General features: G+C 61.2%; 18 protein-coding genes. 13 read left to right on the plus strand and 5 right to left on the minus strand.

What is annotated here, in order from left to right; all coding sequences use genetic code 11:
• Window positions 1–38: 38 nt before the first annotated feature.
• Entirely contained in the window at window positions 39–839 is an 801-nt protein-coding gene (locus tag LJE98_RS14180; protein WP_229575879.1) for an endonuclease/exonuclease/phosphatase family protein, read from the plus strand.
• A gap of 164 nt (window positions 840–1003) precedes the next feature.
• Window positions 1004–2794, plus strand: coding sequence for an aspartate--tRNA ligase (gene aspS / locus LJE98_RS14185; protein WP_229575880.1), 1791 nt, complete (start codon window positions 1004–1006; stop codon window positions 2792–2794).
• 124 nt (window positions 2795–2918) lie between these two features.
• Here aspS and LJE98_RS14190 read toward each other — a convergent pair whose 3' ends face one another.
• Complete coding sequence (locus LJE98_RS14190; protein WP_229575881.1) at window positions 2919–4115, minus strand: hypothetical protein; 1197 nt, start codon at window positions 4113–4115, stop codon at window positions 2919–2921.
• A gap of 206 nt (window positions 4116–4321) precedes the next feature.
• Here LJE98_RS14190 and parC point away from each other — a divergent pair, with 206 nt between their 5' ends.
• Entirely contained in the window at window positions 4322–6598 is a 2277-nt protein-coding gene (parC, locus tag LJE98_RS14195; protein ID WP_229575882.1) for a DNA topoisomerase IV subunit A, read from the plus strand.
• A 74-nt stretch (window positions 6599–6672) separates the two neighbouring features.
• Here parC and LJE98_RS14200 read toward each other — a convergent pair whose 3' ends face one another.
• The gene (locus LJE98_RS14200) at window positions 6673–8736 is read right to left on the minus strand and encodes a putative bifunctional diguanylate cyclase/phosphodiesterase (protein ID WP_229575883.1); all 2064 of its coding nucleotides are present in this window, start codon (window positions 8734–8736) and stop codon (window positions 6673–6675) included.
• A gap of 163 nt (window positions 8737–8899) precedes the next feature.
• Here LJE98_RS14200 and LJE98_RS14205 point away from each other — a divergent pair, with 163 nt between their 5' ends.
• Window positions 8900–9943, plus strand: coding sequence for a class I SAM-dependent methyltransferase (locus LJE98_RS14205; RefSeq protein WP_229575884.1), 1044 nt, complete (start codon window positions 8900–8902; stop codon window positions 9941–9943).
• An 84-nt stretch (window positions 9944–10027) separates the two neighbouring features.
• On the opposite strand, the gene LJE98_RS14210 is transcribed toward LJE98_RS14205, so the two are convergent.
• The 3 genes from LJE98_RS14210 to hemB form a co-directional block, all read right to left on the minus strand.
• Window positions 10028–10789, minus strand: a complete 762-nt coding sequence (locus tag LJE98_RS14210) for an arginyltransferase (RefSeq protein WP_229575885.1) — start codon at window positions 10787–10789, stop codon at window positions 10028–10030.
• 120 nt (window positions 10790–10909) lie between these two features.
• Window positions 10910–11368: an RDD family protein gene (locus LJE98_RS14215; protein ID WP_229575886.1), complete on the minus strand. Its 459-nt coding sequence runs from the start codon at window positions 11366–11368 to the stop codon at window positions 10910–10912.
• A gap of 69 nt (window positions 11369–11437) precedes the next feature.
• Entirely contained in the window at window positions 11438–12454 is a 1017-nt protein-coding gene (gene hemB, locus LJE98_RS14220; RefSeq protein ID WP_229575887.1) for a porphobilinogen synthase, read from the minus strand.
• Window positions 12455–12628: 174 nt separating this feature from the next.
• On the opposite strand from hemB, the gene LJE98_RS14225 reads away from it, so the two are divergent.
• From LJE98_RS14225 to LJE98_RS14265, 9 genes are all read left to right on the plus strand, one after another.
• Window positions 12629–13066, plus strand: coding sequence for a DUF6163 family protein (locus LJE98_RS14225; protein ID WP_229575888.1), 438 nt, complete (start codon window positions 12629–12631; stop codon window positions 13064–13066).
• A 132-nt stretch (window positions 13067–13198) separates the two neighbouring features.
• Window positions 13199–13708 carry a transcriptional regulator LdtR gene (ldtR, locus tag LJE98_RS14230; RefSeq protein ID WP_229575889.1) on the plus strand — a complete coding sequence of 170 codons (510 nt, stop codon included), beginning with the start codon at window positions 13199–13201 and terminating at the stop codon, window positions 13706–13708.
• A 299-nt stretch (window positions 13709–14007) separates the two neighbouring features.
• Window positions 14008–15336 carry a L,D-transpeptidase family protein gene (locus LJE98_RS14235; protein WP_229575890.1) on the plus strand — a complete coding sequence of 443 codons (1329 nt, stop codon included), beginning with the start codon at window positions 14008–14010 and terminating at the stop codon, window positions 15334–15336.
• 189 nt (window positions 15337–15525) lie between these two features.
• On the plus strand, window positions 15526–16815 hold the full coding sequence (gene glyA / locus LJE98_RS14240) for a serine hydroxymethyltransferase (RefSeq protein WP_229575891.1): 1290 nt from the start codon (window positions 15526–15528) through the stop codon (window positions 16813–16815).
• Window positions 16816–16827: 12 nt separating this feature from the next.
• Window positions 16828–17304, plus strand: coding sequence for a transcriptional regulator NrdR (gene nrdR / locus LJE98_RS14245; RefSeq protein WP_229575892.1), 477 nt, complete (start codon window positions 16828–16830; stop codon window positions 17302–17304).
• 3 nt (window positions 17305–17307) lie between these two features.
• Window positions 17308–18396, plus strand: coding sequence for a bifunctional diaminohydroxyphosphoribosylaminopyrimidine deaminase/5-amino-6-(5-phosphoribosylamino)uracil reductase RibD (ribD, locus tag LJE98_RS14250; protein ID WP_229575893.1), 1089 nt, complete (start codon window positions 17308–17310; stop codon window positions 18394–18396).
• Window positions 18397–18975: 579 nt separating this feature from the next.
• The gene (gene ribH, locus LJE98_RS14255) at window positions 18976–19434 is read left to right on the plus strand and encodes a 6,7-dimethyl-8-ribityllumazine synthase (RefSeq protein WP_229575894.1); all 459 of its coding nucleotides are present in this window, start codon (window positions 18976–18978) and stop codon (window positions 19432–19434) included.
• A 3-nt stretch (window positions 19435–19437) separates the two neighbouring features.
• The gene (gene nusB / locus LJE98_RS14260; RefSeq protein WP_229575895.1) at window positions 19438–19914 is read left to right on the plus strand and encodes a transcription antitermination factor NusB; all 477 of its coding nucleotides are present in this window, start codon (window positions 19438–19440) and stop codon (window positions 19912–19914) included.
• A gap of 10 nt (window positions 19915–19924) precedes the next feature.
• Window positions 19925–21151, plus strand: a complete 1227-nt coding sequence (locus LJE98_RS14265; protein WP_229575896.1) for an MFS transporter — start codon at window positions 19925–19927, stop codon at window positions 21149–21151.
• Window positions 21152–21210: the final 59 nt, after the last annotated feature.

The raw sequence follows: 21210 nt of genomic DNA on the forward strand, positions 1-21210 counted from the left end.
AACACGGTTCTCCGGCAACGAACAGAAAGCGGAACGGGATGAAGATAATGTGCCTCAACGGTTGGGGCGGAAAGCTGCATCAAGAACTGACGGCATACGTCAAGGACGTATCGCCCGATATCCTCTGTTTGCAGGAGGTCACGCACAGTCCTGCTGCAGAGTCGGAGTGGCTGACCTATCGAGACGGCGACCACATTCTGCCGCAGCGGGCGAACTTTTTTCGTGATGTCGCCCACGTGCTTCCCGATCATGTGTCCGTGTTCTGTCCGGCAGCACAAGGAACGCTTTGGGATGGAGAACGTGCGGTGCCGTCCCAATGGGGACTGGCGACCTTTGTCCACAGTGCCCTCCCGGTGACCGCGCAGGCTCAAGGCTTCGTCCATAAGGCATTTTCGCCGCATGGTTATGGAGAGCACCCGAGATCCAGAAGCGCGCATGCCATTCGCGTATACGACTACGAACAGGACCGGTTCCTGTGCATCGCCCACATGCACGGGCTTCGCGATCTGAACGGCAAGAGTGACACGCCCGACCGCAGGCTGCAGGCCGAACGACTGGTGGAACTGGTCGCCCATGTGTCTGAGCCGGAGGATGGACTGATCGTATGCGGAGATTTCAACATCGAGCCGAACAGCGAGACCTTCGAGATACTCGGCACGCTCGGACTCGTGGACCTCGTCACCACGAGAGGGATTCGAGGCACTCGCACGTCACATTATGCGAAGCCGGGCAGGTTCGCCGACTACATGCTGGTCAATGAACACGTCGCGGTTTCGGACTTTTCAGTCGTATTCGATCCAGAGGTTTCAGATCACTGCCCGCTGGTGCTGACGATCTGATTGGTCCTCAGGTGTGAATTGCGTCAATTGACGCGAGGAGCGAAGCCCCAAGCCTCCAGCCTTGACAAATCAGGCGGGTCATGCGCTTTTCCGCCCGATTTTCTATCGGTCGCGCGCCTCTCATGATGGTGCCCTGGCGTCCGTCACATTCGGGAAACTTGACCATGCATCCTTACCGCAGCCACACCTGTGCCGCTCTTCGCAAGTCCGATGTCGGGCAGACCGTCCGACTCTCCGGCTGGGTTCACCGTGTCCGCGACCATGGCGGCGTGCTCTTCATCGACCTGCGCGATCATTATGGCATCACCCAGGTCGTGGCCGATCCGGACAGCCCGGCCTTCAAGGCGGCCGAAATGGTGCGCGGCGAATGGGTGATCCGCATCGACGGCCGCGTCAAGGCCCGGACCGACGAAACGGTCAACAAGAACATGCCGACTGGCGAGATCGAGCTTTATGCCCAGGAGATCGAGGTTCTCTCGGCTGCCAAGGAACTGCCGCTGCCGGTCTTCGGCGAGCCGGACTATCCCGAGGATGTGCGCCTGAAGTACCGCTTCCTCGACCTGCGTCGTGAAACTCTGCACAAGAACATCGTCAAGCGCACCCAGATCATCTCCTCGATGCGCACGGGCATGGCCGCTGCCGGTTTTGCCGAATACTCGACCCCGATCCTGACGGCCTCGTCGCCGGAAGGCGCGCGCGACTTCCTCGTGCCGAGCCGCATCCATGAAGGCAAGTTCTTCGCGCTGCCCCAGGCACCGCAGCAGTACAAGCAGTTGCTGATGGTCGCCGGCTTCGACCGCTATTTCCAGATCGCACCCTGCTTCCGCGACGAAGACCCGCGCGCCGACCGCCTGCCGGGCGAATTCTACCAGCTCGACGTCGAGATGAGCTTCGTTACCCAGGAAGACATCTGGGGCACGATGGAGCCGATGATGACCTCCGTCTTCGAGCAGTTCGCCGAAGGCAAGCCGGTCACCAAGGAATGGCCGCGCATTCCCTATGACGTCGCGATCCGCAAATACGGCTCCGACAAGCCGGACCTGCGCAACCCGATCATCATGGAAGGCGTCACCGACCACTTCCGCGATTCCGGCTTCAAGGTCTTCGCCGGCATGATCGCGTCCAACCCGAAGGTCGAGATCTGGGCGATCCCCGCCAAGACCGGCGGCAGCCGCGCATTCTGCGACCGCATGAACGCCTGGGCGCAAGGGCAGGGCCAGCCGGGCCTCGGCTATATCTTCTGGAAGGAAGAGGACGGCAAGATTGCCGGCTCCGGCCCGCTTGCCAAGAACATCGGCGAAGAACGCACCGAAGCGATCCGCCAGCAGCTGGGCCTCGAGCCGGGCGACGCCGCCTTCTTCGTCGCCGGCGATCCGGCCAAGTTCTACAAGTTTGCCGGTGAAGCCCGCACGCGCGCCGGCGAGGAGTTGAACCTCGTCGACCGTGATCGTTTCGAAATGTGCTGGATCGTCGACTTCCCGTTCTACGAATACAACGAGGACGAAAAGAAGATCGACTTCGCCCACAACCCGTTTTCCATGCCGCAGGGCGGTCTGGAAGCGCTGGAAAGCCAGGATCCGCTGTCGCTCAAGGCCTATCAGTATGACGCGGTCTGCAATGGCTTCGAAATCGCCTCTGGCTCGATCCGTAACCAGTCGCCGGAGCTGATGGTTAAGGCCTTCGAAAAGGTCGGCCTGTCGCAGAGCGATGTCGAGGAACGCTTCGGCGGCATGTACCGTGCCTTCCAGTATGGCGCCCCTCCGCATGGCGGCTGCGCCTTCGGCATCGACCGCGTGGTCATGTTGCTGGTCGGCGCGAAGAACCTGCGCGAAATCTCGATCTTCCCGATGAACCAGCAGGCCCAGGACCTGCTGATGAACGCCCCGTCGCCGGCGACGCCCGCGCAGCTGCGCGATCTGGCGCTGCGTGTCGTGCCGCAGCCGAAAAAGGACTGATCGGGTCCGGGTATCTGGAGATGACGAAGGCCGGGAGTGATCCCGGCCTTTTTTGTTGTGTCTCGGGACATGCAAAAGCCCGGCTGCTTTCGCAACCGGGCTCTTGTCTTGAACGCCGAGGCAATCAGTCGTTTGCGGTGACCTTGAGCCCGATCAGGCTGGGGATCGTTTCCGGCGCGCCCATGGCCGCACCCATGATCATCGGGAACGCAATCGGATTGGCCGGAGCGGCGGCAATGGTGAGTGCCTTCGGATCGTCGATATAGGTGTTGACGGCAGCCGAGACCTCGTTCTGCAGCGCACCGAGCTTGGCCTGGGCGAGCAGGATCGGGACCATGCCCTTGACCATCTGCGCCATCGTCGCGCCATCGGTCCCCTGGCTCTTGCCGGCATAGTCGAAGCCGCGCTTGGTGATCCCTGCGTCCTCGAAGCGGATCTGGGCATCAACAAGCGACATCTGCTGCACGAGCCCGAGCATAGCGAGACCGGCGGCCTGCTGGGCCTGTTCGTTCTGCGGCTGTGCCTGCATCATGCGGGCCTGTTCCTGCATCTGCTTGACGAGCTCGAGCGTGTAGCCGGACATCGAGAAGGCGAGGCTGAGCTTGCCGACATTGGCGAAATCGATCGAATAGTCCTCGATGTCGATCGTGCCGCTTTCGACTTCCCAGCTGCCGGACAGGTTCATGTTGCCGTCGAGGCTGGTCAGGCCGAGCGCTTCGATCGTTTCCCGGGCCTTCGGGTCTTCGACCGCGCCGAGATCGGCCTTCACGCCGGTGACAGTCCCCTCGAAGGTAATGGTGCTTTCATCCTCGGACAGGCCCATCGTACCCACGGCTTCCGACAGGGAAAAGACGGGCTTGCCGTCAGCGGTGACGGCTACCGGGCCACTGTGCGCCTCTTCGTAGAACATCAGCGAATCGATACCTTCGGCAGTGGTGTCGCCGGGCACATAGACGCCGGAGAGGTAGAGGTCCTGAACCTTGAACGTGGATTTCTCCTCGGTGACGTTGACCTCGGGAAATTCAACGCGCTCGATGTAGTAGGAGCCGCCTTCTTCCTCGCTGACACCCTGGAGCGTCACTTCCTCAAGTGCCAGGGGCTTTCCAGCCGAGGGGCCGTCAACGCCGAGCTTCAGGCCCTTGAGGATCACGTCGGTGCCGTCGACCTCGATGCTGTCCGCAGTGATGCTCGTACCGCCGGTGGCGAAGGAGGCATTGATCTTCTTGAGCAAATCCTGTCCGTCCAGCGCGAGCGCGGGGCCGGTGAATGCGCAGAGCGCCGCGCCCGCAAGCAGAATTCGGGTGGAACGGTACAAGGTCATGACGAGGTCCTCTGTTGATTTTGGCAGCGTTTGACGTGCCCAAAAGGTCGGCGATATTTATAAGGGGGATTGAAAAAACGTCCACCGGTTTTCGCCATAGACCGGTGCGTGCCGATTGTGGCGTGATGACGGTCACAGCCCCTTAATCCACAGGCAGAATCCCCGGTTTCCTTGCCGTTCCGGGTCATCTCCGCTAGGGGAGACCCATGGGGACAAATCAGCTTCCGCCCGAAGAGGGTGGCGACAACATTCTTCCGGTTGACCTGAAGGCGGCGCTCGAAGAGCGCTATCTCGCCTACGCCTTGTCGACGATCATGCACCGCGCTCTGCCGGACGTCCGCGACGGACTGAAACCGGTGCATCGCCGTATCATCCACGCGATGAGCGAGATGGGCATCAGGCCGAACTCGGCCTTCAAGAAATGTGCCCGTATCGTCGGTGACGTCATCGGTAAGTTCCACCCGCATGGTGACCAGTCGGTCTATGACGCTCTGGTGCGCCTGGCTCAGGACTTCTCGCAGCGCTATCCTGTCGTGGACGGGCAGGGGAACTTCGGCAATATCGACGGCGACAGTGCCGCCGCCTATCGTTACACCGAAGCCCGCATGACGGATGTCGCGGCCCTGCTTCTCGAAGGCATAGATCAGGACGCCGTCGATTTCCGTCCGACCTACAACGAGGAAGACGACGAACCGACGGTTCTTCCGGGCGCCTTCCCGAACCTTCTCGCAAACGGTGCCACCGGCATTGCGGTGGGCATGGCGACCTCGATCCCGCCGCACAACGCCCATGAGCTCTGTGATGCTGCCCTCTACCTCATCAAGAACCCCGGCGCCTCCGTCGAGGATCTGTTTGCCAATCCGGAGCATCCGGAGCGCGGCGGCATTGAGGGGCCAGACTTCCCGACCGGCGGTGTGATCATCGAGAGCCGTGCCTCGATGCTCGAGACCTATCGTACCGGACGCGGCGGCTTCCGCGTGCGCGCCAAGTGGGAAATCGAGGATCTCGGCCGTGGTGGCTATCAGATCATCGTCACGCAGATCCCGTTCCAGGTGCAGAAGTCGCGCCTGATCGAGAAGATCGCCGAACTCCTGATTGCTCGCCGCCTGCCGCTGCTCGAAGACGTGCGCGACGAAAGTGCAGAAGACGTACGCCTTGTCCTCGTGCCGAAGAGCCGCACGGTCGACGCCACGCTGCTGATGGAATCGCTATTCAAGCTCACCGAGCTCGAGAGCCGTATTCCGCTCAACATGAACGTGCTGTCGCAGGGCAAGGTGCCCAAGGTCATGGCCCTCAACGAGGTGCTGACCGAATGGCTGGACCACCGCAAGGACGTGCTCGTCCGCCGGTCGAAGTTCCGCCTGGCCGCAATCGACCGCCGCCTCGAGATCCTCGGCGGCCTGCTGATCGCCTATCTCAATCTCGACGAGGTGATCCGCATCATACGCGAGGAGGACGAGCCAAAGCCTGTCCTGATCGCCAAATGGGATCTGACCGACAATCAGGCGGAAGCCATCCTCAACATGCGCCTGCGCAACCTGCGCAAGCTCGAGGAATTCGAGATCCGCAAGGAGCATGACGCGCTTTCCGCTGAAAAGGCGGAGATCGAATCCCTCCTCGCCTCCTCGGACAAGCAATGGCAGACGGTCGCCTGGGAAATCGGCGAGGTGAAGAAGAAATATGCGAAGGCGACCGAGCTCGGCCGCCGCCGCACCGTCTTCTCCGACGCCCCGAGTGCGGATGTCGAGGCGATCCAGCAGGCGATGATCGAAAAGGAACCGATCACGGTCGTCATCTCGGAGAAGGGCTGGATCCGCGCCCTCAAGGGCCACATCGCCGACACATCAGCGCTGACCTTCAAGGAAGGCGATGCGCTGAAGGTGGCTTTCCCGGCCCAGACGACCGACAAGATCCTGATCGTCACGACGGGCGGCAAGGTCTATACGCTGGGCGGCGACAAGCTGCCGGGTGGCCGCGGCCATGGCGAGCCCTTGCGAATCATGGTCGACATGGAAAACGATCAGGATGTCCTCACCGCCTTCGTGCATGACGCCAGCCGCAAGCTCATCCTCGTCTCAACCGCCGGCAACGGATTCATCGTGCCGGAAGGCGAGGTTATCGCCAATACACGCAAGGGCAAGCAGGTGATGAATGTCGGCATGCCGGACGAGGCCAAGCTCGTGGTGCCGGTCAGCGGCGACCATCTGGCCGTGGTCGGCGAAAACCGCAAGCTGCTCGTCTTCCCGCTCGTCCAGATTCCGGAAATGACCCGAGGAAAGGGTGTCCGCCTGCAGCGCTACAAGGATGGCGGCATTTCCGACGTGAAGTGCTTTGCGATCGCAGACGGCCTGACCTGGGCCGACAGCGCCGGCCGCACCTTCACCAAGACGAAGGACGAGCTGGTCGAATGGCTCGGCGAACGCGCAACGGCCGGACGTCTGGTTCCGAAGGGCTTCCCGCGCAGCGGCAAGTTCTCTGGCTGATATCCCTGGACATGAGACGAAAAAAAAAGCCGGTCCCTGGGGGCCGGCTTTTTTGTGGGCGATTGTTTCGGGGGTCAGCGACCGCCGACGCTCGCCAGTCGTGGAAAGGGCTTGATCCGCACTTCATCGATCGGCGCCGGGCGGCCGAGAAAGTAGCCCTGTCCGAGTTCGATGCCGAGTTCGTGCATCAACTCGACATGGTCGGCGGTTTCCAGGCCCTCGATCAGGATCTTCAGGCCGCGATTGCGGATGAGGCGGATGATGTCTTCCAGCATGGCGCGGCCGGCAGGCCGGCGCGCATCCTGAAGGAAGGAACGGTCGATCTTGACCGTGTCGAAGGGGAAGAGCCTGAGCCAGGAAAGGCCCGCGAAACCCGTGCCGAAATCATCGAGCCAGATCCGGATGCCGAGCGCCTGCAAGTCGGTGATGCAGCGGATGACATCCGACTGCCCCTCCATGTCGATGCCTTCAGTGATCTCGAAAGCGAGTTGCGATCCGGCAACGCGGGTTTCTTCGAGAATGGTCGAAACGGCCAGAGCAAAGCCGCGCGACTTGAGCTGGATGGCCGACACGTTGACGCTCGCCATCGGTGCGACGCCTGTCGCCAGCACCTCGGTGCAGGCGCGCCGGATCGCCCAGAGGCCGAGGTCGAGGATGGCGCCCGTGCGTTCGGCGACCGGAATGAACTGCGCCGGCGAGAGCGGCGTTCCATCAATCATCTTCATCCGCATCAGCGATTCCACCGCTTCGACACGGCCGGTCTTCAGGTTCTGGATCGGCTGGTACACCAGGTTCACGAGGTCGTTCTTGATTGCCATGCGCAGCGTGGCTGCGATGTTCTCGTTATCGTCGCTGGTCAGCGGATCGTTCGGATTGAAGAGCCGGATACAGTTGCGACCGTTCGCCTTGGCGGAGTAGAGCGCCCGGTCTGCTTCGTTGATGATGCGCTCCAGCTTGGGCCCGGTCTGGGGGCGGGTATAGGATGCACCCACGCTGACGGTGACGAAGGCCTGCCCGTCGCGTCGCTGGTCGTGTACGAGATGCAGACCCTCGACGGCACTGCGGATGATTTCGCCGAGCGCCATGACCTGGTCACGGCCGGTCACGCGCGACAAGACGATGAACTCTTCGCCGCCGTACCGCCCAACTGAGGCGTTGAGCGGCTTCAGCGTCTCACTCAGCACGTTCGCCACGAGGATGAGGCACCGGTCGCCGGATTGGTGACCATAGAAGTCATTGTATTTTTTGAAGAAGTCGACATCGACGAGAATGGCTGCGAAGGCCTTGCCCTCAGTCTGCCAGTCGTTCCAGTGGTCGCGCAATCGCTTGTCGACCGCACGGCGGTTTTCCAGACCGGTCAGGTAGTCCGTGTTCGAGAGACGCTCCAGCGCGACGCCCCGCTTCTCTGCTTCGTCGTGTTGATGCGCGGCTTCGATAGCATTGAGGAAGACGTTGTATCGCTCTTCGTTGAGCTTCCAATTTACGTAGGACGTGAACAGGAAACATGAAGCGTAGAACAGAATGATCACCGCGCTTTGAGCGAACGAGAGCGCCGGCGCATAAAACATGCTGATCAGAAATATGACAAAAATGGTTAGTGAAGTCAGAACCGACATGCGGAAGACGAGGTTGAAGAAGAGGTTGGCACTCATCATGAAGATCGTGCCGAAGAGCATGTAATAACGGAAAGCGTCCTCTGCCATTGTATGGGTCGAGGGGACCAACCAGGCTAGATAGCCCATGACGACGGTCGCAGCACAGCTTAGATCTACCCAGCGAAGGTCCACGCGTCGCGTAACCAAGACTTCGACCACTGCGAGTGCGGATACGGCGACGACCACGCGCGCGATCACAGTCTGGAACGCAACGTCGGGTATAAGGAGCGCATCGGCGGCGCCGAAAAGCAGGTATACGAGAGCCGCGAGCCAGAGTCCTTGCCGCGTCTGACGCAGCTGCGTAGAACTGCGATGTACTTGGTATAGCGCCTTCAGGGCCGGCGCAGTCAGTGTCTTGGAGTCGACTGCCGGCGGGCTGTAGACCGGAGGACCGGACCGGCTTCCGCCGGACTGCGGCGCGGCCTGCGTCAGCAATTTTTCATCGCGACAACCGCGCACTGGGCTCTTGATGACCCGATCCATCACGACTCCATCGTTGGCGCAAACATCTGGCGCCGTGCTACACCATCCGTCTCACGTATTAACTATGTTTTAATGTCTGACTTAATTCGGAGTGCACTTACTGGCTTCTGCGATTATGGTTTACGAAGAATTAATATCAGCATTGAGTAAAAAGGAGCGAAGTGTGAGCGATTTGGAGATTGCATTCGATGGGCAGAGCCTAATCACGCCTGACTCCATTGCGGCGAAAGTCTTCGCGACCTCGTCTAAGGTCAGCGACAAGCAGGTTGCCGAAGCGCGTACCGAAATGGCACTTCACCTTCGCATGGCCGAGCAGCAATTCGAGCAGAAAACTCCGGTTGGACAGATCATGCTCCGCCTGCTCACTGGCCTCCATGGACTGCGCAACCGCTACTCGCTGAACGTCTGGGAGCAGCTCATTCCCTTGGCGCAGACCCACGCGATTGCTCGGCACTTCCATGAGGATCCTTTCACCCGCTGGTCTTTCGAGAAACCGCGCGGCTACTCGGGTGATGCGGGACTGCTCGACTTCATCTATGGCCACCCATCAGTCCAGTCGATGCTGGATGCGGCAAGTCCGATGGGCAAGGAAGTCCACGCCTTCACTAGCCAGTCGCCAGCGTGCGCCGCCGTCCGCGAACGGCGCGATCTGCTTGCCCAGTTTGTCGATGACGTAGCGTCTTCCCGGGGCGGGGAGGCTGAGATCCTGACGATTGCAGCGGGCCATCTGCGCGAAGGCAGTATGTCTCAGGCGCTGAGGGACAAGACGATCAAGCGTTGGCTCGCTCTCGACCAGGATCCTCTGAGTGTCGGTGCGGTGGCAAGTGAGTTCGCTGGCACGGCAGTGGAGGCGGTCAACGGATCCGTTCGCACAGTTCTGACCCGTGCCCAGACCCTCGGCACCTTCGATTTCATCTACGCCGCCGGCCTCTACGATTATCTGGCCGACGAGGTGGCGATCAAGCTGTCCCAGCGGTGCCTGCAGATGCTTAAGCCGAACGGAACCTTCCTGTTTGCCAACTTCTCGCAGGAAGTCCCCGACGACGGCTATATGGAAACCTTCATGAACTGGGCGCTTTTGCTTCGGTCGGAAGAAGACATGTGGCGGATCATGCGCGGAGCGACTCAAGGTCTCGATGTCGAATGCTCGCTGCGCTTCGGCCAGAACAAGAACATCGTTTACGGCATCATCCGCAAGCTGTCCTGAAACGAAACAGCCCTCCGCCCAGAAACTGGGCGGAGGGCTCGAAGAATCCCAAAATGGCACGCTTGTAAGCGGTGATTTTGAAGATTACCCCTCAAGTTCAGGGGTAAACCGTGCCCAACCCTGGCTCATCAGGTGCTCCTGCGGCTGAAATCGGGTTTTGTAGCCCATTTTCTTCGAGCCCTGCACCCAATAGCCGAGATAGACATGCGGCAGGCCGAGGGCCCGCGCCCGGCGGATGTGGTCGAGCACCATCATCGTGCCCAGTGACCGCTTCTCCATGTCCGGATTGTAAAACGAATAGACCATCGACAGCCCGTCGCTCATCAGGTCCGACAGGGCGACGGCGACCAGTTCGCCCTGCGGTTGGGGGGAGACCCCGTCACCGGGCGTGCGCAGGCGGTATTCGATCACCCGCGTCTGCACATGGCTGTCTTCGATCATGATCGCATAATCGAGCGCCGACATGTCCGACATGCCGCCATTCTGGTGCCGATGGTCGAGATACTGGCGGAAAAGCGAGAATTGTTCGGTCGACGGCTGGGCCGGAAAGACCGTCGCGATGATGTCGCTGTTGACAGCCTCGATGCGTCGGAAGCTGCGGCTGATCTCGAACTTGTTCACGAGAACCCTGACCGAGACGCAGGCCCGGCAGGATTCACAGGCCGGCCTGTAGGCGATGTTCTGCGACCGGCGGAAACCGCCCTGGGTCAACAGATCGTTCATTTCGGTGGCGCGTGGACCGACGAGGTGGGTGAACACCTTCCGCTCCATCTCCCCCGCCAGATACGGGCACGGAGCTGGCGCCGTCAGGTAGAATTGCGGGGAAGGGGAGGTCTGCGTGTTCATCTGCTGCCGAAGAGAATCCTCTAGCCAGTCCTGTTCGAGCTAGGATGGCGCAAGAATCGAAAAGGTCAACACTCCGGCGCAAATGCCGGAGCGCATTGTCACGAAAAGAGATTTCGAGACCTAGTAGGTGCGGACCGCAGCGGTGCCGAGCAGGAGGTCATGCACCAGACGCGAACGTTCGATGAAGAGGCCGGCCAGCAGGATGAGCGGTGTCAGGACCGAGTTCAGGATCCAGAACAGGGCCAGATGCGCGATCGCGGTGACGAAGTCGATCTTGCGTCCGTCGAGGCGGACCATGGCGATGCCCATCATTCGCATGCCCGGTGTCGCCTGGGAGGGGCCGGCAAGCGACATGCCGAAATAGAGACCCGCAACGACGAAGAACAGGATCGGATAGAGCAGCCAGCCCAAGCCGAGCGTCAGCACGCCGAGGAAGAAGACGATGACTGCCGCCGGGATCCACAGGAGACCGATGAACAGATAATCGACCAGAAAGGCGACGACACGCCGTGAAAGCACGCCGCTATAGGCGCGCCAGTCTTCGGGGGCGGCATAGGACGGGTTGCTGTCGAGGCTCATGTCGGGCTCCTTGTGCGGTTCTGTTTCAGATATGGGGAGCGCGATGCCGAATGCAATAATTCGTGAGGATCAGCCCTGTTTCGCGAGAAGTCTGGCCACTTCGGGCGCAAAATAGGTGAGAATGCCGTCACAGCCCGCCCGCTTGAAACAGAGCAGCGTCTCCAGCATTGCGCGCTCGCCGTCGATCCAGCCATTGGCGGCGGCAGCCTTGATCTGGCTGTATTCGCCGGACACCTGATAGGCAAAGACCGGCAAGCCGAAGGCTTCCTTGATCCGCCAGCAGATGTCGAGATAGGGGAGGCCAGGCTTCACCATCAGCATGTCGGCGCCCTCTTCGACATCGAGCGCGGCGTCCCGCACGGCTTCGGTGCCGTTGGCCGGATCAATGTAATAGGTCTTCTTGTCGCCCTTCAAAAGACCGCTGGTCGAGATCGCCTCGCGATAGGGGCCATAGTGGCAGGAGGCGAACTTGGTCGCATAAGACATGATGCCGACATCCTGGTGTCCCGCGGCGTCCAGCCCCTGACGGATCGCCCCGATCCGGCCATCCATCATGTCGGAAGGTGCGATGATGTCGGATCCCGCATTGGCCTGCGCAATCGCCGCCTCGACGATTTGCTCTACCGTCTCGTCATTGACGATCTCGCCATCGCGCATGATCCCGTCATGGCCGTGGCTGGTGAACGGGTCGAGCGCGACGTCGGTGATGATGCCGATATTGGGCACGGCTTTCTTGATGGCCGCCGTCGTCTGGTTGATCAGGTTGTTGGCGTCGAGGATCTGCGATCCCGTCTCGTCACGCAGTGAAAGATCGATGTTCGGGAAGGTCGCGAGCGCCGGGATGCCGAGGTCGGCGGCTTCCTTCGCGGCGTCAACAGCCTTGTCGACACTCATTCTGAAAACGCCGGGCATGGCGGCAATCGGATCCATGATGTTCGATCCTGGCACAATGAAGATCGGCCAGATCAGGTCATCGACGGTGAGACGGTTCTCCAGGACCATGCGGCGCTGCCAGTCTGATTTGCGCAGGCGGCGCATGCGCCTGTGGCCGGTAACTGCGTCTACCAGATGTGTCTTGTCCGTCATCAGCGTGATCCTCGTCTGTATCGGGCTGCTGATTAGCACGATGGCGGAAGCTTGCAAAACGGAAGGAGGCAGGGTCGGCCGGATCAAACGGTCGCAGCAGGCGCGCGCGATCAGCAGGGGAGGGTGCTCCGCCTGCGCTGGCGGAGGTCTTGCCTGCGGCCTATTCTGGCCCGCATGGAAGCTGATTCGACCAACACGCCCATTCGAAGCCTGACGGAGGCCGTCTTCGTCCTGTTTTTGCGCATCGTGGCCCTCGCCTGCCTGTGGTTCGGCCTGCAATACTGGGCGCTGCTCGTCGGCTTCAGTCACAATGGGCTGGGGCGGTTCGACCTCCTCACCGCACCCTGGAGGGTCGCGGCCACGGGCCTCGCCGTGGTCTTTCCCGTGGCGGCGCTCGGGCTCTGGGTCGCCGGCTCCTGGGGCCCCGTCATGTGGCTTCTCGCCGCTGGCGGCCAGATGCTTATGTTCACCGTCTGGCCTGAAGTCTTCGGCCGCAACCCGCTCGCCGTCACCATGCATACGGCGGTCTTCGCGGTATATCTGCTTTTCCGCTTGGCGTTGTGGATCGAAGGGAGACACAAGCAGGAGCGTATAACGGTTGATTTACCCTGATCGCAGGAGGGGCTCTGGTAAGCCTCTGTTAAGCCTGCGTTTTAAATAGAATTTTATGCGCATTGGATACGGTCCTCATCAAGGCGGGAGAAAAAACCAACACCGCCAAACAAAACAGTGAGGCAGACCGATATGAACACCAAGCTCAAGCCGCAGCCGACCACTCTCGACCCGCAGGAAGAAGCGATCCGCTCGCTCTATCTCGAATCCCTGCACCTCGTCGAGCGCCTTCACCGCCGCCTTCTCGACGTCATCAAGGACGAGTTCGACCGCAAGGGTCGCTCCGACATCAATGCCGTCCAGGCGCTCCTGCTTTTCAACATCGGCAATTCGGAACTGACCGCCGGTGAGCTACGCTCGCGTGGTTACTACCTGGGCTCGAACGTCTCCTACAATGTCAAGAAGCTCGTCGACCTCGGCTTCATCAACCACCAGCGTTCGCGTGTTGACCGTCGTTCGGTCCGCATCAGCCTGACGGATGCCGGCCAGGAGATCGCCGAAACCGTTGCCAAGCTCTATGAGCGCCACATCGGCTCGATCCAGAAGGTCGGCGGCATCGGTGAAGACGAGTTCACCCAGATGAACAAGCTCCTGCAGCGTCTCGACCGCTTCTGGAACGACCAGATCCTGTATCGCCTCTGAAGAGTCCCGAACGACCTCCACAAGCGATCCACCGCTCGAAACCGGATGCTTCTCGAGAAGCGTCCGGTTTTCGCGTTTCAACCCTCACGATGCCGCCTAATGCCTACACACTCCCGTGACACACCCCCTTGGTGACACGAATTGGCCATATTGATATGGGACCGCCGGAACGAGAAATGGAGGCGTCTGACCCGTCTCCGATCGACCCCGCAACGCAGATTTCAGCCCTCGTGGCGGCGCTTTGTTAACCATGGCGCGATATGCGTTTGGTTCAGGTTCAGGATGAAACGGTAGGAAATATGTCCAAGAAGTCTGGAATTGTTGCTCTTTCGCGCCGATCGCTTCTCCGCGGTGCAGCTGCCGCCGGTGCTGCGGCGTTTGCCGGGCAAGCCGTGGCGCAGGACGCGATCAACGATCTCATCAATGCGCCGCGTCGTGGCAACTGGGACGACCAGTTCGACGCCCAGGCTTCCCGCACGGCTGCCGCCGTCTCGTCCAACAGCTCCATGCTGAGCGCCAACAATCTCGCCTATATGCAGCAGGCCATCGGTCAGTATCAGACAATCGTCGCCAATGGCGGCTGGCCGACCGTCAACGCACCGGGTGCGCTGCGCATCGGCGCCATGGATCCGTCGGTCCAGAGCCTGCGCCAGCGCCTGATGATCGCCGGCGACCTTCCGCGGGAGGCCGGGCTTTCCGATTCCTATGATTCCTACGTCGATGCTGCCGTGAAGCGTTTCCAGGCGCGCCATGGCCTGCCGGAAGACGGCGTGCTCGGCGAGTTCACCGTCAAGGCGCTCAATGTCGGTGCCGATGTTCGTCTGAACCAGCTCAACACCAACCTCGTCCGCCTGCAGTCGATGTCCGGTGACCTCGGTCCCCGCTACGTAACGGTCAATGTGCCGGGCGCTTCGGTCGAGGCCGTCGAGAATGACCGTGTTGCTCTGCGCAACACCGCCGTTGTCGGACGTATCGACCGCCCGACCCACATGATCAATTCGAAGATCTACGAGGTCATCCTCAATCCCTACTGGACCGCGCCGCGCTCGATCATCGAAAAGGATATCGTGCCGCTGATGCGCAAGGACTCGACCTACCTGACGCGCAACAGCATTCGCCTGTTCGATGGCAGCGGCAATGAAGTCGCGCCGGAAACCGTGGACTGGAACGCCGCCAAGGCCCCGAACCTGATGTTCCGCCAGGACCCGGGCAAGATCAACGCCATGGCGTCGACGAAGATCAACTTCCACAATCCGCACAACGAATACATGCATGACACGCCCCAGCAGGGCCTGTTCAACAAGCTGATGCGCTTCGAATCCTCGGGCTGCATTCGCGTGCAGAACGTGCGTGACCTGATCACCTGGCTCCTGCGCGACACGGAGGGCTGGTCGCGCCAGGAAATCGAGCGCGTCATCACGACCCGCCAGAACAATCCGATCAAGCTGGCCGCGGAAGTGCCCGTCTATATCGTCTACATTACCGCCTGGTCGACGAACGACAACATCGTCCAGTTCCGTGACGACATCTATCAGAAGGACGGCGACGCGCAGCTGGCGCTGCAGGCCAATATCGGCGTCGAACAGTTTGCCGGTTCGGTCGAAGAGGACTTCGTCCCGTTGCAGTAAGGCCTAGCGCCCCGCTCGCTCCGGCTATTGGATTTGAAAGCCGCGCCTCGTGCGCGGCTTTTGCGTCTGTCCTGTGACGTTTCGACATGCAGCGTCAATTGATCCGCAAATGTCGCTCTCCGTATTGCTCTCGTGACTGCGGAACGTTAAGACCCCACAGCATCAAACGCTTTTGAGGAGCCTGCGATCATGTCGAACAACGATGCCTTCTTTTCTCGTTCTCTCGCCGATACGGACCCGGATATTTTCGGTGCGATCGAGAAGGAACTCGGTCGCCAGCGCCATGAGATCGAGCTGATCGCTTCTGAAAACATCGTCTCCCGCGCCGTGCTCGAAGCCCAGGGCTCGATCATGACCAACAAGTATGCCGAGGGATATCCGGGCAAGCGCTATTATGGCGGCTGCCAGTTCGTCGACATCGCGGAAGAACTTGCGATCGATCGCGCCAAGAAGCTCTTCGGTGTCAACTTCGCCAACGTCCAGCCGAACTCCGGATCGCAGATGAACCAGGCGGTCTTTCTGGCGCTTCTGCAGCCGGGCGACACCTTCATGGGCCTCGATCTGAACTCTGGCGGCCACCTGACCCATGGTTCGCCGGTCAACATGTCCGGCAAATGGTTCAACGTTGTCTCCTATGGCGTGCGTGAAGACGACCACCAGCTCGACATGGAAGACGTCGCCCGCAAGGCCGAACAGCACAAGCCGAAGCTGATCATCGCCGGCGGCACTGCCTATTCCCGCACCTGGGACTGGAAGCGCTTCCGCGAGATCGCCGATTCGGTCGGCGCCTATCTCATGGTCGACATGGCGCACATTGCCGGTCTCGTTGCCGGTGGACAGCATCCGTCGCCGTTCCCGCATTGCCACGTCGCGACCTCGACGACCCACAAGTCGCTCCGCGGTCCGCGCGGCGGGATGATCCTCACCAATGACGAGGATCTGGCCAAGAAGTTCAATTCGGCCGTCTTCCCGGGGCTTCAGGGCGGGCCGTTGATGCATGTCATCGCCGCCAAGGCCGTCGCCTTCGGCGAAGCGCTGCAGCCGGAATTCAAGGACTATGCCGCTCAGGTCGTGAAGAACGCCAAGGTTCTGGCCGACACGCTGATCAAGCACAATCTCGACATTGTCTCGGGCGGCACCGACAACCACCTGATGCTCGTCGACCTGCGCAAGAAGAACGCCACGGGCAAGCGCGCGGAAGCGGGTCTCGGCCGTGCCTTCATCACCTGCAACAAGAATGGCATTCCCTTCGATCCGGAAAAGCCCTTCGTCACGTCCGGTATCCGCCTCGGCACGCCGGCCGGCACGACCCGCGGCTTCAAGGAAGCGGAGTTCACCGAGATCGGCAACCTGATTGTCGAGGTCCTCGACGGCCTGAAGGTTGCCAATTCCGATGAAGGAAATGCGGCCGTTGAAAGTGCCGTGCGCGAAAAGGTCGTGGCTCTCACCGACCGTTTCCCGATGTACCCCTACATGTAAGGTTGGACGCGGATGCGCTGCCCCTTCTGCGGATCGGACGACACCCAGGTCAAGGACTCGCGACCGGCGGAGGACAACACCTCCATCCGCCGGCGGCGCATCTGTCCGGATTGTGGGGGGCGCTTCACAACCTTTGAACGGGTCCAGCTGCGCGAGCTGATGGTCCTGAAGAAGACCGGCCGCAAGGCTCCCTTTGCCCGCGACAAGCTGGTGCGGTCCTTCCAGATCGCACTGCGCAAACGCCCGGTCGATCCCGATCGCATCGAGCGCGCCGTATCCGGCATCGTTCGCCGCCTGGAAAGCTCCGGCGAAACCGAAATCTCATCCGAAGAAATCGGTCTGCAGGTTCTCGAAGCCCTGAAAACGCTCGATGACGTGGCATTCGTCCGCTACGCGTCGGTCTATCGGGACTTCTCCCATGCCGAGGACTTCGAAAACGTCATCGCCGAGATCAACGCCAAGATCTCCCGCGACAGCACCGCGGACTGAGGCGTGTCGATTACCGCCCGGGACGAAAGGTTCATGCGGGAGGCGATCGGGCTTTCCCTGAGCCATGTCGGACGAACCGGTTCCAATCCCTCTGTCGGATGCGTGATCGTGAAGGACGGCCAGGTCGTCGGACGGGGCGTGACGGCACTTGGCGGCCGGCCGCATGCTGAGCCACAGGCCCTGGATGAGGCCGGAGTGAAGGCGAGGGGAGCGACGGCTTATGTCACCCTCGAACCCTGCTCGCATCACGGCAAGACACCCCCTTGTGCCAATGCAATCATTGCTGCTGGCATTTCCCGCGTCGTCGTGGCCGTGGCGGATCCGGATCCCCGGGTCTCTGGTCAGGGGCTGAAGATGCTGGCCGATGCCGACATCGAGGTGACCATCGGGGTTCTCCAGAAAGAAGCCAGGCGGGCCATGTCCGGCTACCTGACGCGCCAGACGAAAGGGCGCCCGCAAGTGATTCTGAAACTTGCCGTTTCCGCCGACGGCATGCTGGGTCGCGAGGGCGCCGGGCAGGTGGCGATCACCGGTGCGCAGGCACGCACGGAGGTTCACCGGCTGAGGGCCGCCAGCGACGCGATCCTCGTCGGCATCGGCACGGCGCTTGCGGATGATCCTGAACTCACAGTAAGGCTGCCGGGACTGGAGGAGGCCTCGCCCTTGCGTGTCGTGCTCGACCGTCGCGCGGAACTGCCGGCATCGTCGAAGCTCGCACGCACAGCGGGCTCCGTCCCCGTGCTCGTCGCAATATCGACGGGTGCCGAGGGAAACAGAGCAGCGCTCGCCGACGCGGGTGTCGAAATCGTCGAGCTCGAAGGTGTTGAAGACTTGTTGTCCACGCTCGCGCAGCGCGGGATCTCGTCCCTCATGGTCGAGGGAGGAGCGAGGGTGGCCTCGGATCTGCTGTCCCGAGGCCTTGTCGATCGCATCCACCTGTATTGCGGAGAGATCGTCGTGGGGGAGGGTGGGATCGCATCGCCCATTACCGCTTCGCAGTTGCCAGCGGGCTTCGCCCTGGCCGAGGAGCGAATGCTGGGGCGAGACCGGCTGCGGATCTATGATCGCCTGCCGGCCTCCGCCTGGGTTTAACCCCAGAAAAGCATGATCAGAATGATGATCGGGATCGGAATACCGAGAAGCCAGAGAAGAATGCCGCGACCCATGGGGACCTCCTGTTGCATGTCGGGCCCGGTCCTCCGCGCCCTGTGCCTCACAAACGGATCATCTCGTCTGATTGTTCCCGAACAGCTGGCCCTGCGTCCGTGACGCGGAGCAAGGGGAGGCCAAAGCGGAGCCGGTGGACGTGAGTGGACGTCGAAGGTAGCGCCGCCATCAGGCCTGCTTACCGCCGACGATAGTGCGAAAATTCGCGATTGTGTGCGCATCGCTCAGCTGCAAGAGCAAAGGTGGGATCCATCTGTCGCGGGATCCAGACCCTAAAGGTCTGATTTGCATGAAACAACGGTCACATAGTCCGCCCGGTTTCGGTTAATATTAGCGAGACTGGAACAAGGGGCGTGTTGAGCCTGCCTCTCAGGCTTGCCGAGGTGCCCGCCCGGCGCATCCCCGCCCTGACGCAAAAACACTTGCCTTCCATGATATGGCGTGGTTTGACCGCGTTTCTGTTCGGCCAGCAGCCGCAATCACATTCAAGATCGGATCAGACCCATGGGAAACAAGACGGCTTCGCCGCATTTGCTGATCGTCGAGGCACGCTTCTACGACGACATGTCTGACGCCCTTCTGGACGGTGCCAAGCACGCACTCGAAGAGGCAGGCGCGACCTTCGACCTCATCACCGTTCCCGGCGCCCTCGAAATCCCGCCGGCCATCGCCATGGCGCTTGATGCCATGGATGACGAGGGGACGCAGTATGACGGCTTTGTCGCGCTCGGCATGGTCATTCGCGGTGAAACCTATCACTTCGACATCGTCGCCAACGAATCCTCGCGTGCTCTGATGGATCTCGCTGTCTCGGAATCGCTCGCCATCGGCAACGGCATCATGACCGTCGAGAATGACGAACAGGCCTGGGCGCGCGTCAAGCGCAGCGACAAGGACAAGGGCGGCTTTGCAGCCCGCGCTGCACTGACCATGATCGAACTGAAGCAGAAGCTGGGTGGCTGAGTGATGACGGGCGAAGACAAGCAGATGAAGCCGGCAAACCAACGTGGCGCAGCCCGCCTCGGCGCTGTGCAGGCTCTGTATCAGATGGATATCGCCGGATCCGGCGTGCTCGAGGTCGTGGCCGAATACGAAGCGCATCGTCTTGGCCAGGAAGTCGACGGCGAAACCTATCTCAAGGCGGATGCCTCGTGGTTCCGCTCGATCGTGGCTGGTGTCGTGCGTGACCAGACCAAGATCGACCCGATGATCCGCGCCGCGCTGCAGGACGACTGGTCGCTGTCGCGCATGGACAGCACGGTTCGCGCCATTCTGCGTGCGGGCACCTTCGAATTGATCGAGCGCAAGGATGTGCCCATTGCGGTCATCGTAACGGAATATGTCGAGATCGCGCAGGCCTTCTTCCCCGACGACGAGCCGAAGCTGGTAAACGCCGTTCTCGACCGCATTGCAAAGCAGGTTCGCGCCCCGGCGCAAAAATAGGAACGGACGAATGAGCGCAGCGACTGAGGCAGGGCTGGACGGACAAATCTTGACAGCCCGGCGCAATGTCGGACTGCTCGCGGTGGCCCAGGCGATCCTGGGCTCCGCTCCGCCTCTCGCTTTCGCCGTCGGCGGCCTTGCCGGTTTTCAGATGCTCGGTGCCGACAAGTCGCTGGCAACGGCACCGCTGACGGGCTTCAATGTCGGCGTGGCCTTGGGCGCAATTGTCGTGGCGGCTGCCTCCCGCGTTCTTGGCCGCCGCGAAAGCTTCATGGTCGGAGCGCTGATGGGCGCCCTCGGCAGCGCGCTCGCCGCCTTCGCCCTCATCCAGTCCAATTTCTGGATCTTCGCCTTTTCGCTGATGCTGATGGGCATTTCCGGCGGCTTCACCCAGAAGATCCGCTTTGCCGCCGCCGATGCCTCGCCGAGCTTCTACAAAGGCAAGGCCATTTCCTGGATCCTGGCGGCCGGCATCATCTCGGCGATCGTCGGGCCACAGATCGCGATCTGGCTCAAGGACGCGCTGGCACCCGTCACCTTTGCCGGCGCCTTTCTCGGCATGGTGCCGCTGCTCCTCTGCGCCATCGCTGTTCTTTTTTTCCTGAAGCTGCCGACGATCGCCGAGAAGAAGGCAGAAGCCACGGGGCCGACACGGCCACTGAGGGAAATCGTCATGACGCAGCGCTTCATGACCGGCATGATCTGCGGCATCAGTTCCTATGCTTTGATGACCTTCATGATGACCGGTGCGCCGCTCGCCATGGTCATCGGCTGCGGCTTCTCATCAGAACTGGCGACCCTCGGCATCCAGTGGCATGTCATCGCCATGTTCGCTCCGAGTTTCTTTACCGGCGTTTTGATCACCCGTTTCGGAGCCGAGAAGGTCGTGGCCGCCGGCCTGCTCATCCTCATGGCCTGTGCCGTTGTCGCGCATACGGGCATCGAACTCTGGAATTTCTGGGGTGCGCTCGTCCTGCTCGGTATCGGCTGGAACTTCGGCTTTATTGGAGCGACCGCCATCGTCGCCTCCAGCTACCGTCCGGCAGAGGCCGACAAGGTGCAAGGCTTCCACGACATCATCCTGTTTTCGACTGTGGCGCTGTCGTCTTTTTCCTCCGGCAAGGTCTTCACCGCTTTTGGCTGGTCCGTGATGAACCTGGTCATCTGGCCGGTGACGATCCTCTGCCTTGTGCTGGTCCTTCTCCAGCTTAGGGCAGCCGCCCGCAGACCCGCCTAGGTTCCCTGCAAGCTGCGAAATATGCGTACTTGACGCGATGAAAAGCGCAACGCAATCTC

The sequence above is a fragment of the Rhizobium sp. 'Codium 1' genome (assembly GCF_020889605.1).
In the GTDB taxonomy this organism is placed as follows: domain Bacteria; phylum Pseudomonadota; class Alphaproteobacteria; order Rhizobiales; family Rhizobiaceae; genus Allorhizobium; species Allorhizobium algae.

What these genes read in the sequence shown, in the direction of transcription:
- ribH (WP_229575894.1), top strand. Translation starts at nt 18,976, where the DNA reads ATGGGAAACAAGACGGCTTCGCCGCATTTGCTGATCGTCGAGGCACGC.
- aspS (WP_229575880.1), top strand. Translation starts at nt 1,004, where the DNA reads ATGCATCCTTACCGCAGCCACACCTGTGCCGCTCTTCGCAAGTCCGAT.
- LJE98_RS14210 (WP_229575885.1), bottom strand. Translation starts at nt 10,789, where the DNA reads ATGAACACGCAGACCTCCCCTTCCCCGCAATTCTACCTGACGGCGCCA.
- LJE98_RS14215 (WP_229575886.1), bottom strand. Translation starts at nt 11,368, where the DNA reads ATGAGCCTCGACAGCAACCCGTCCTATGCCGCCCCCGAAGACTGGCGC.
- LJE98_RS14235 (WP_229575890.1), top strand. Translation starts at nt 14,008, where the DNA reads ATGTCCAAGAAGTCTGGAATTGTTGCTCTTTCGCGCCGATCGCTTCTC.
- LJE98_RS14190 (WP_229575881.1), bottom strand. Translation starts at nt 4,115, where the DNA reads ATGACCTTGTACCGTTCCACCCGAATTCTGCTTGCGGGCGCGGCGCTC.
- LJE98_RS14225 (WP_229575888.1), top strand. Translation starts at nt 12,629, where the DNA reads ATGGAAGCTGATTCGACCAACACGCCCATTCGAAGCCTGACGGAGGCC.
- LJE98_RS14265 (WP_229575896.1), top strand. Translation starts at nt 19,925, where the DNA reads ATGAGCGCAGCGACTGAGGCAGGGCTGGACGGACAAATCTTGACAGCC.
- parC (WP_229575882.1), top strand. Translation starts at nt 4,322, where the DNA reads ATGGGGACAAATCAGCTTCCGCCCGAAGAGGGTGGCGACAACATTCTT.
- nrdR (WP_229575892.1), top strand. Translation starts at nt 16,828, where the DNA reads ATGCGCTGCCCCTTCTGCGGATCGGACGACACCCAGGTCAAGGACTCG.
- hemB (WP_229575887.1), bottom strand. Translation starts at nt 12,454, where the DNA reads ATGACGGACAAGACACATCTGGTAGACGCAGTTACCGGCCACAGGCGC.
- nusB (WP_229575895.1), top strand. Translation starts at nt 19,438, where the DNA reads ATGACGGGCGAAGACAAGCAGATGAAGCCGGCAAACCAACGTGGCGCA.
- glyA (WP_229575891.1), top strand. Translation starts at nt 15,526, where the DNA reads ATGTCGAACAACGATGCCTTCTTTTCTCGTTCTCTCGCCGATACGGAC.
- ldtR (WP_229575889.1), top strand. Translation starts at nt 13,199, where the DNA reads ATGAACACCAAGCTCAAGCCGCAGCCGACCACTCTCGACCCGCAGGAA.
- LJE98_RS14180 (WP_229575879.1), top strand. Translation starts at nt 39, where the DNA reads ATGAAGATAATGTGCCTCAACGGTTGGGGCGGAAAGCTGCATCAAGAA.
- LJE98_RS14200 (WP_229575883.1), bottom strand. Translation starts at nt 8,736, where the DNA reads ATGGATCGGGTCATCAAGAGCCCAGTGCGCGGTTGTCGCGATGAAAAA.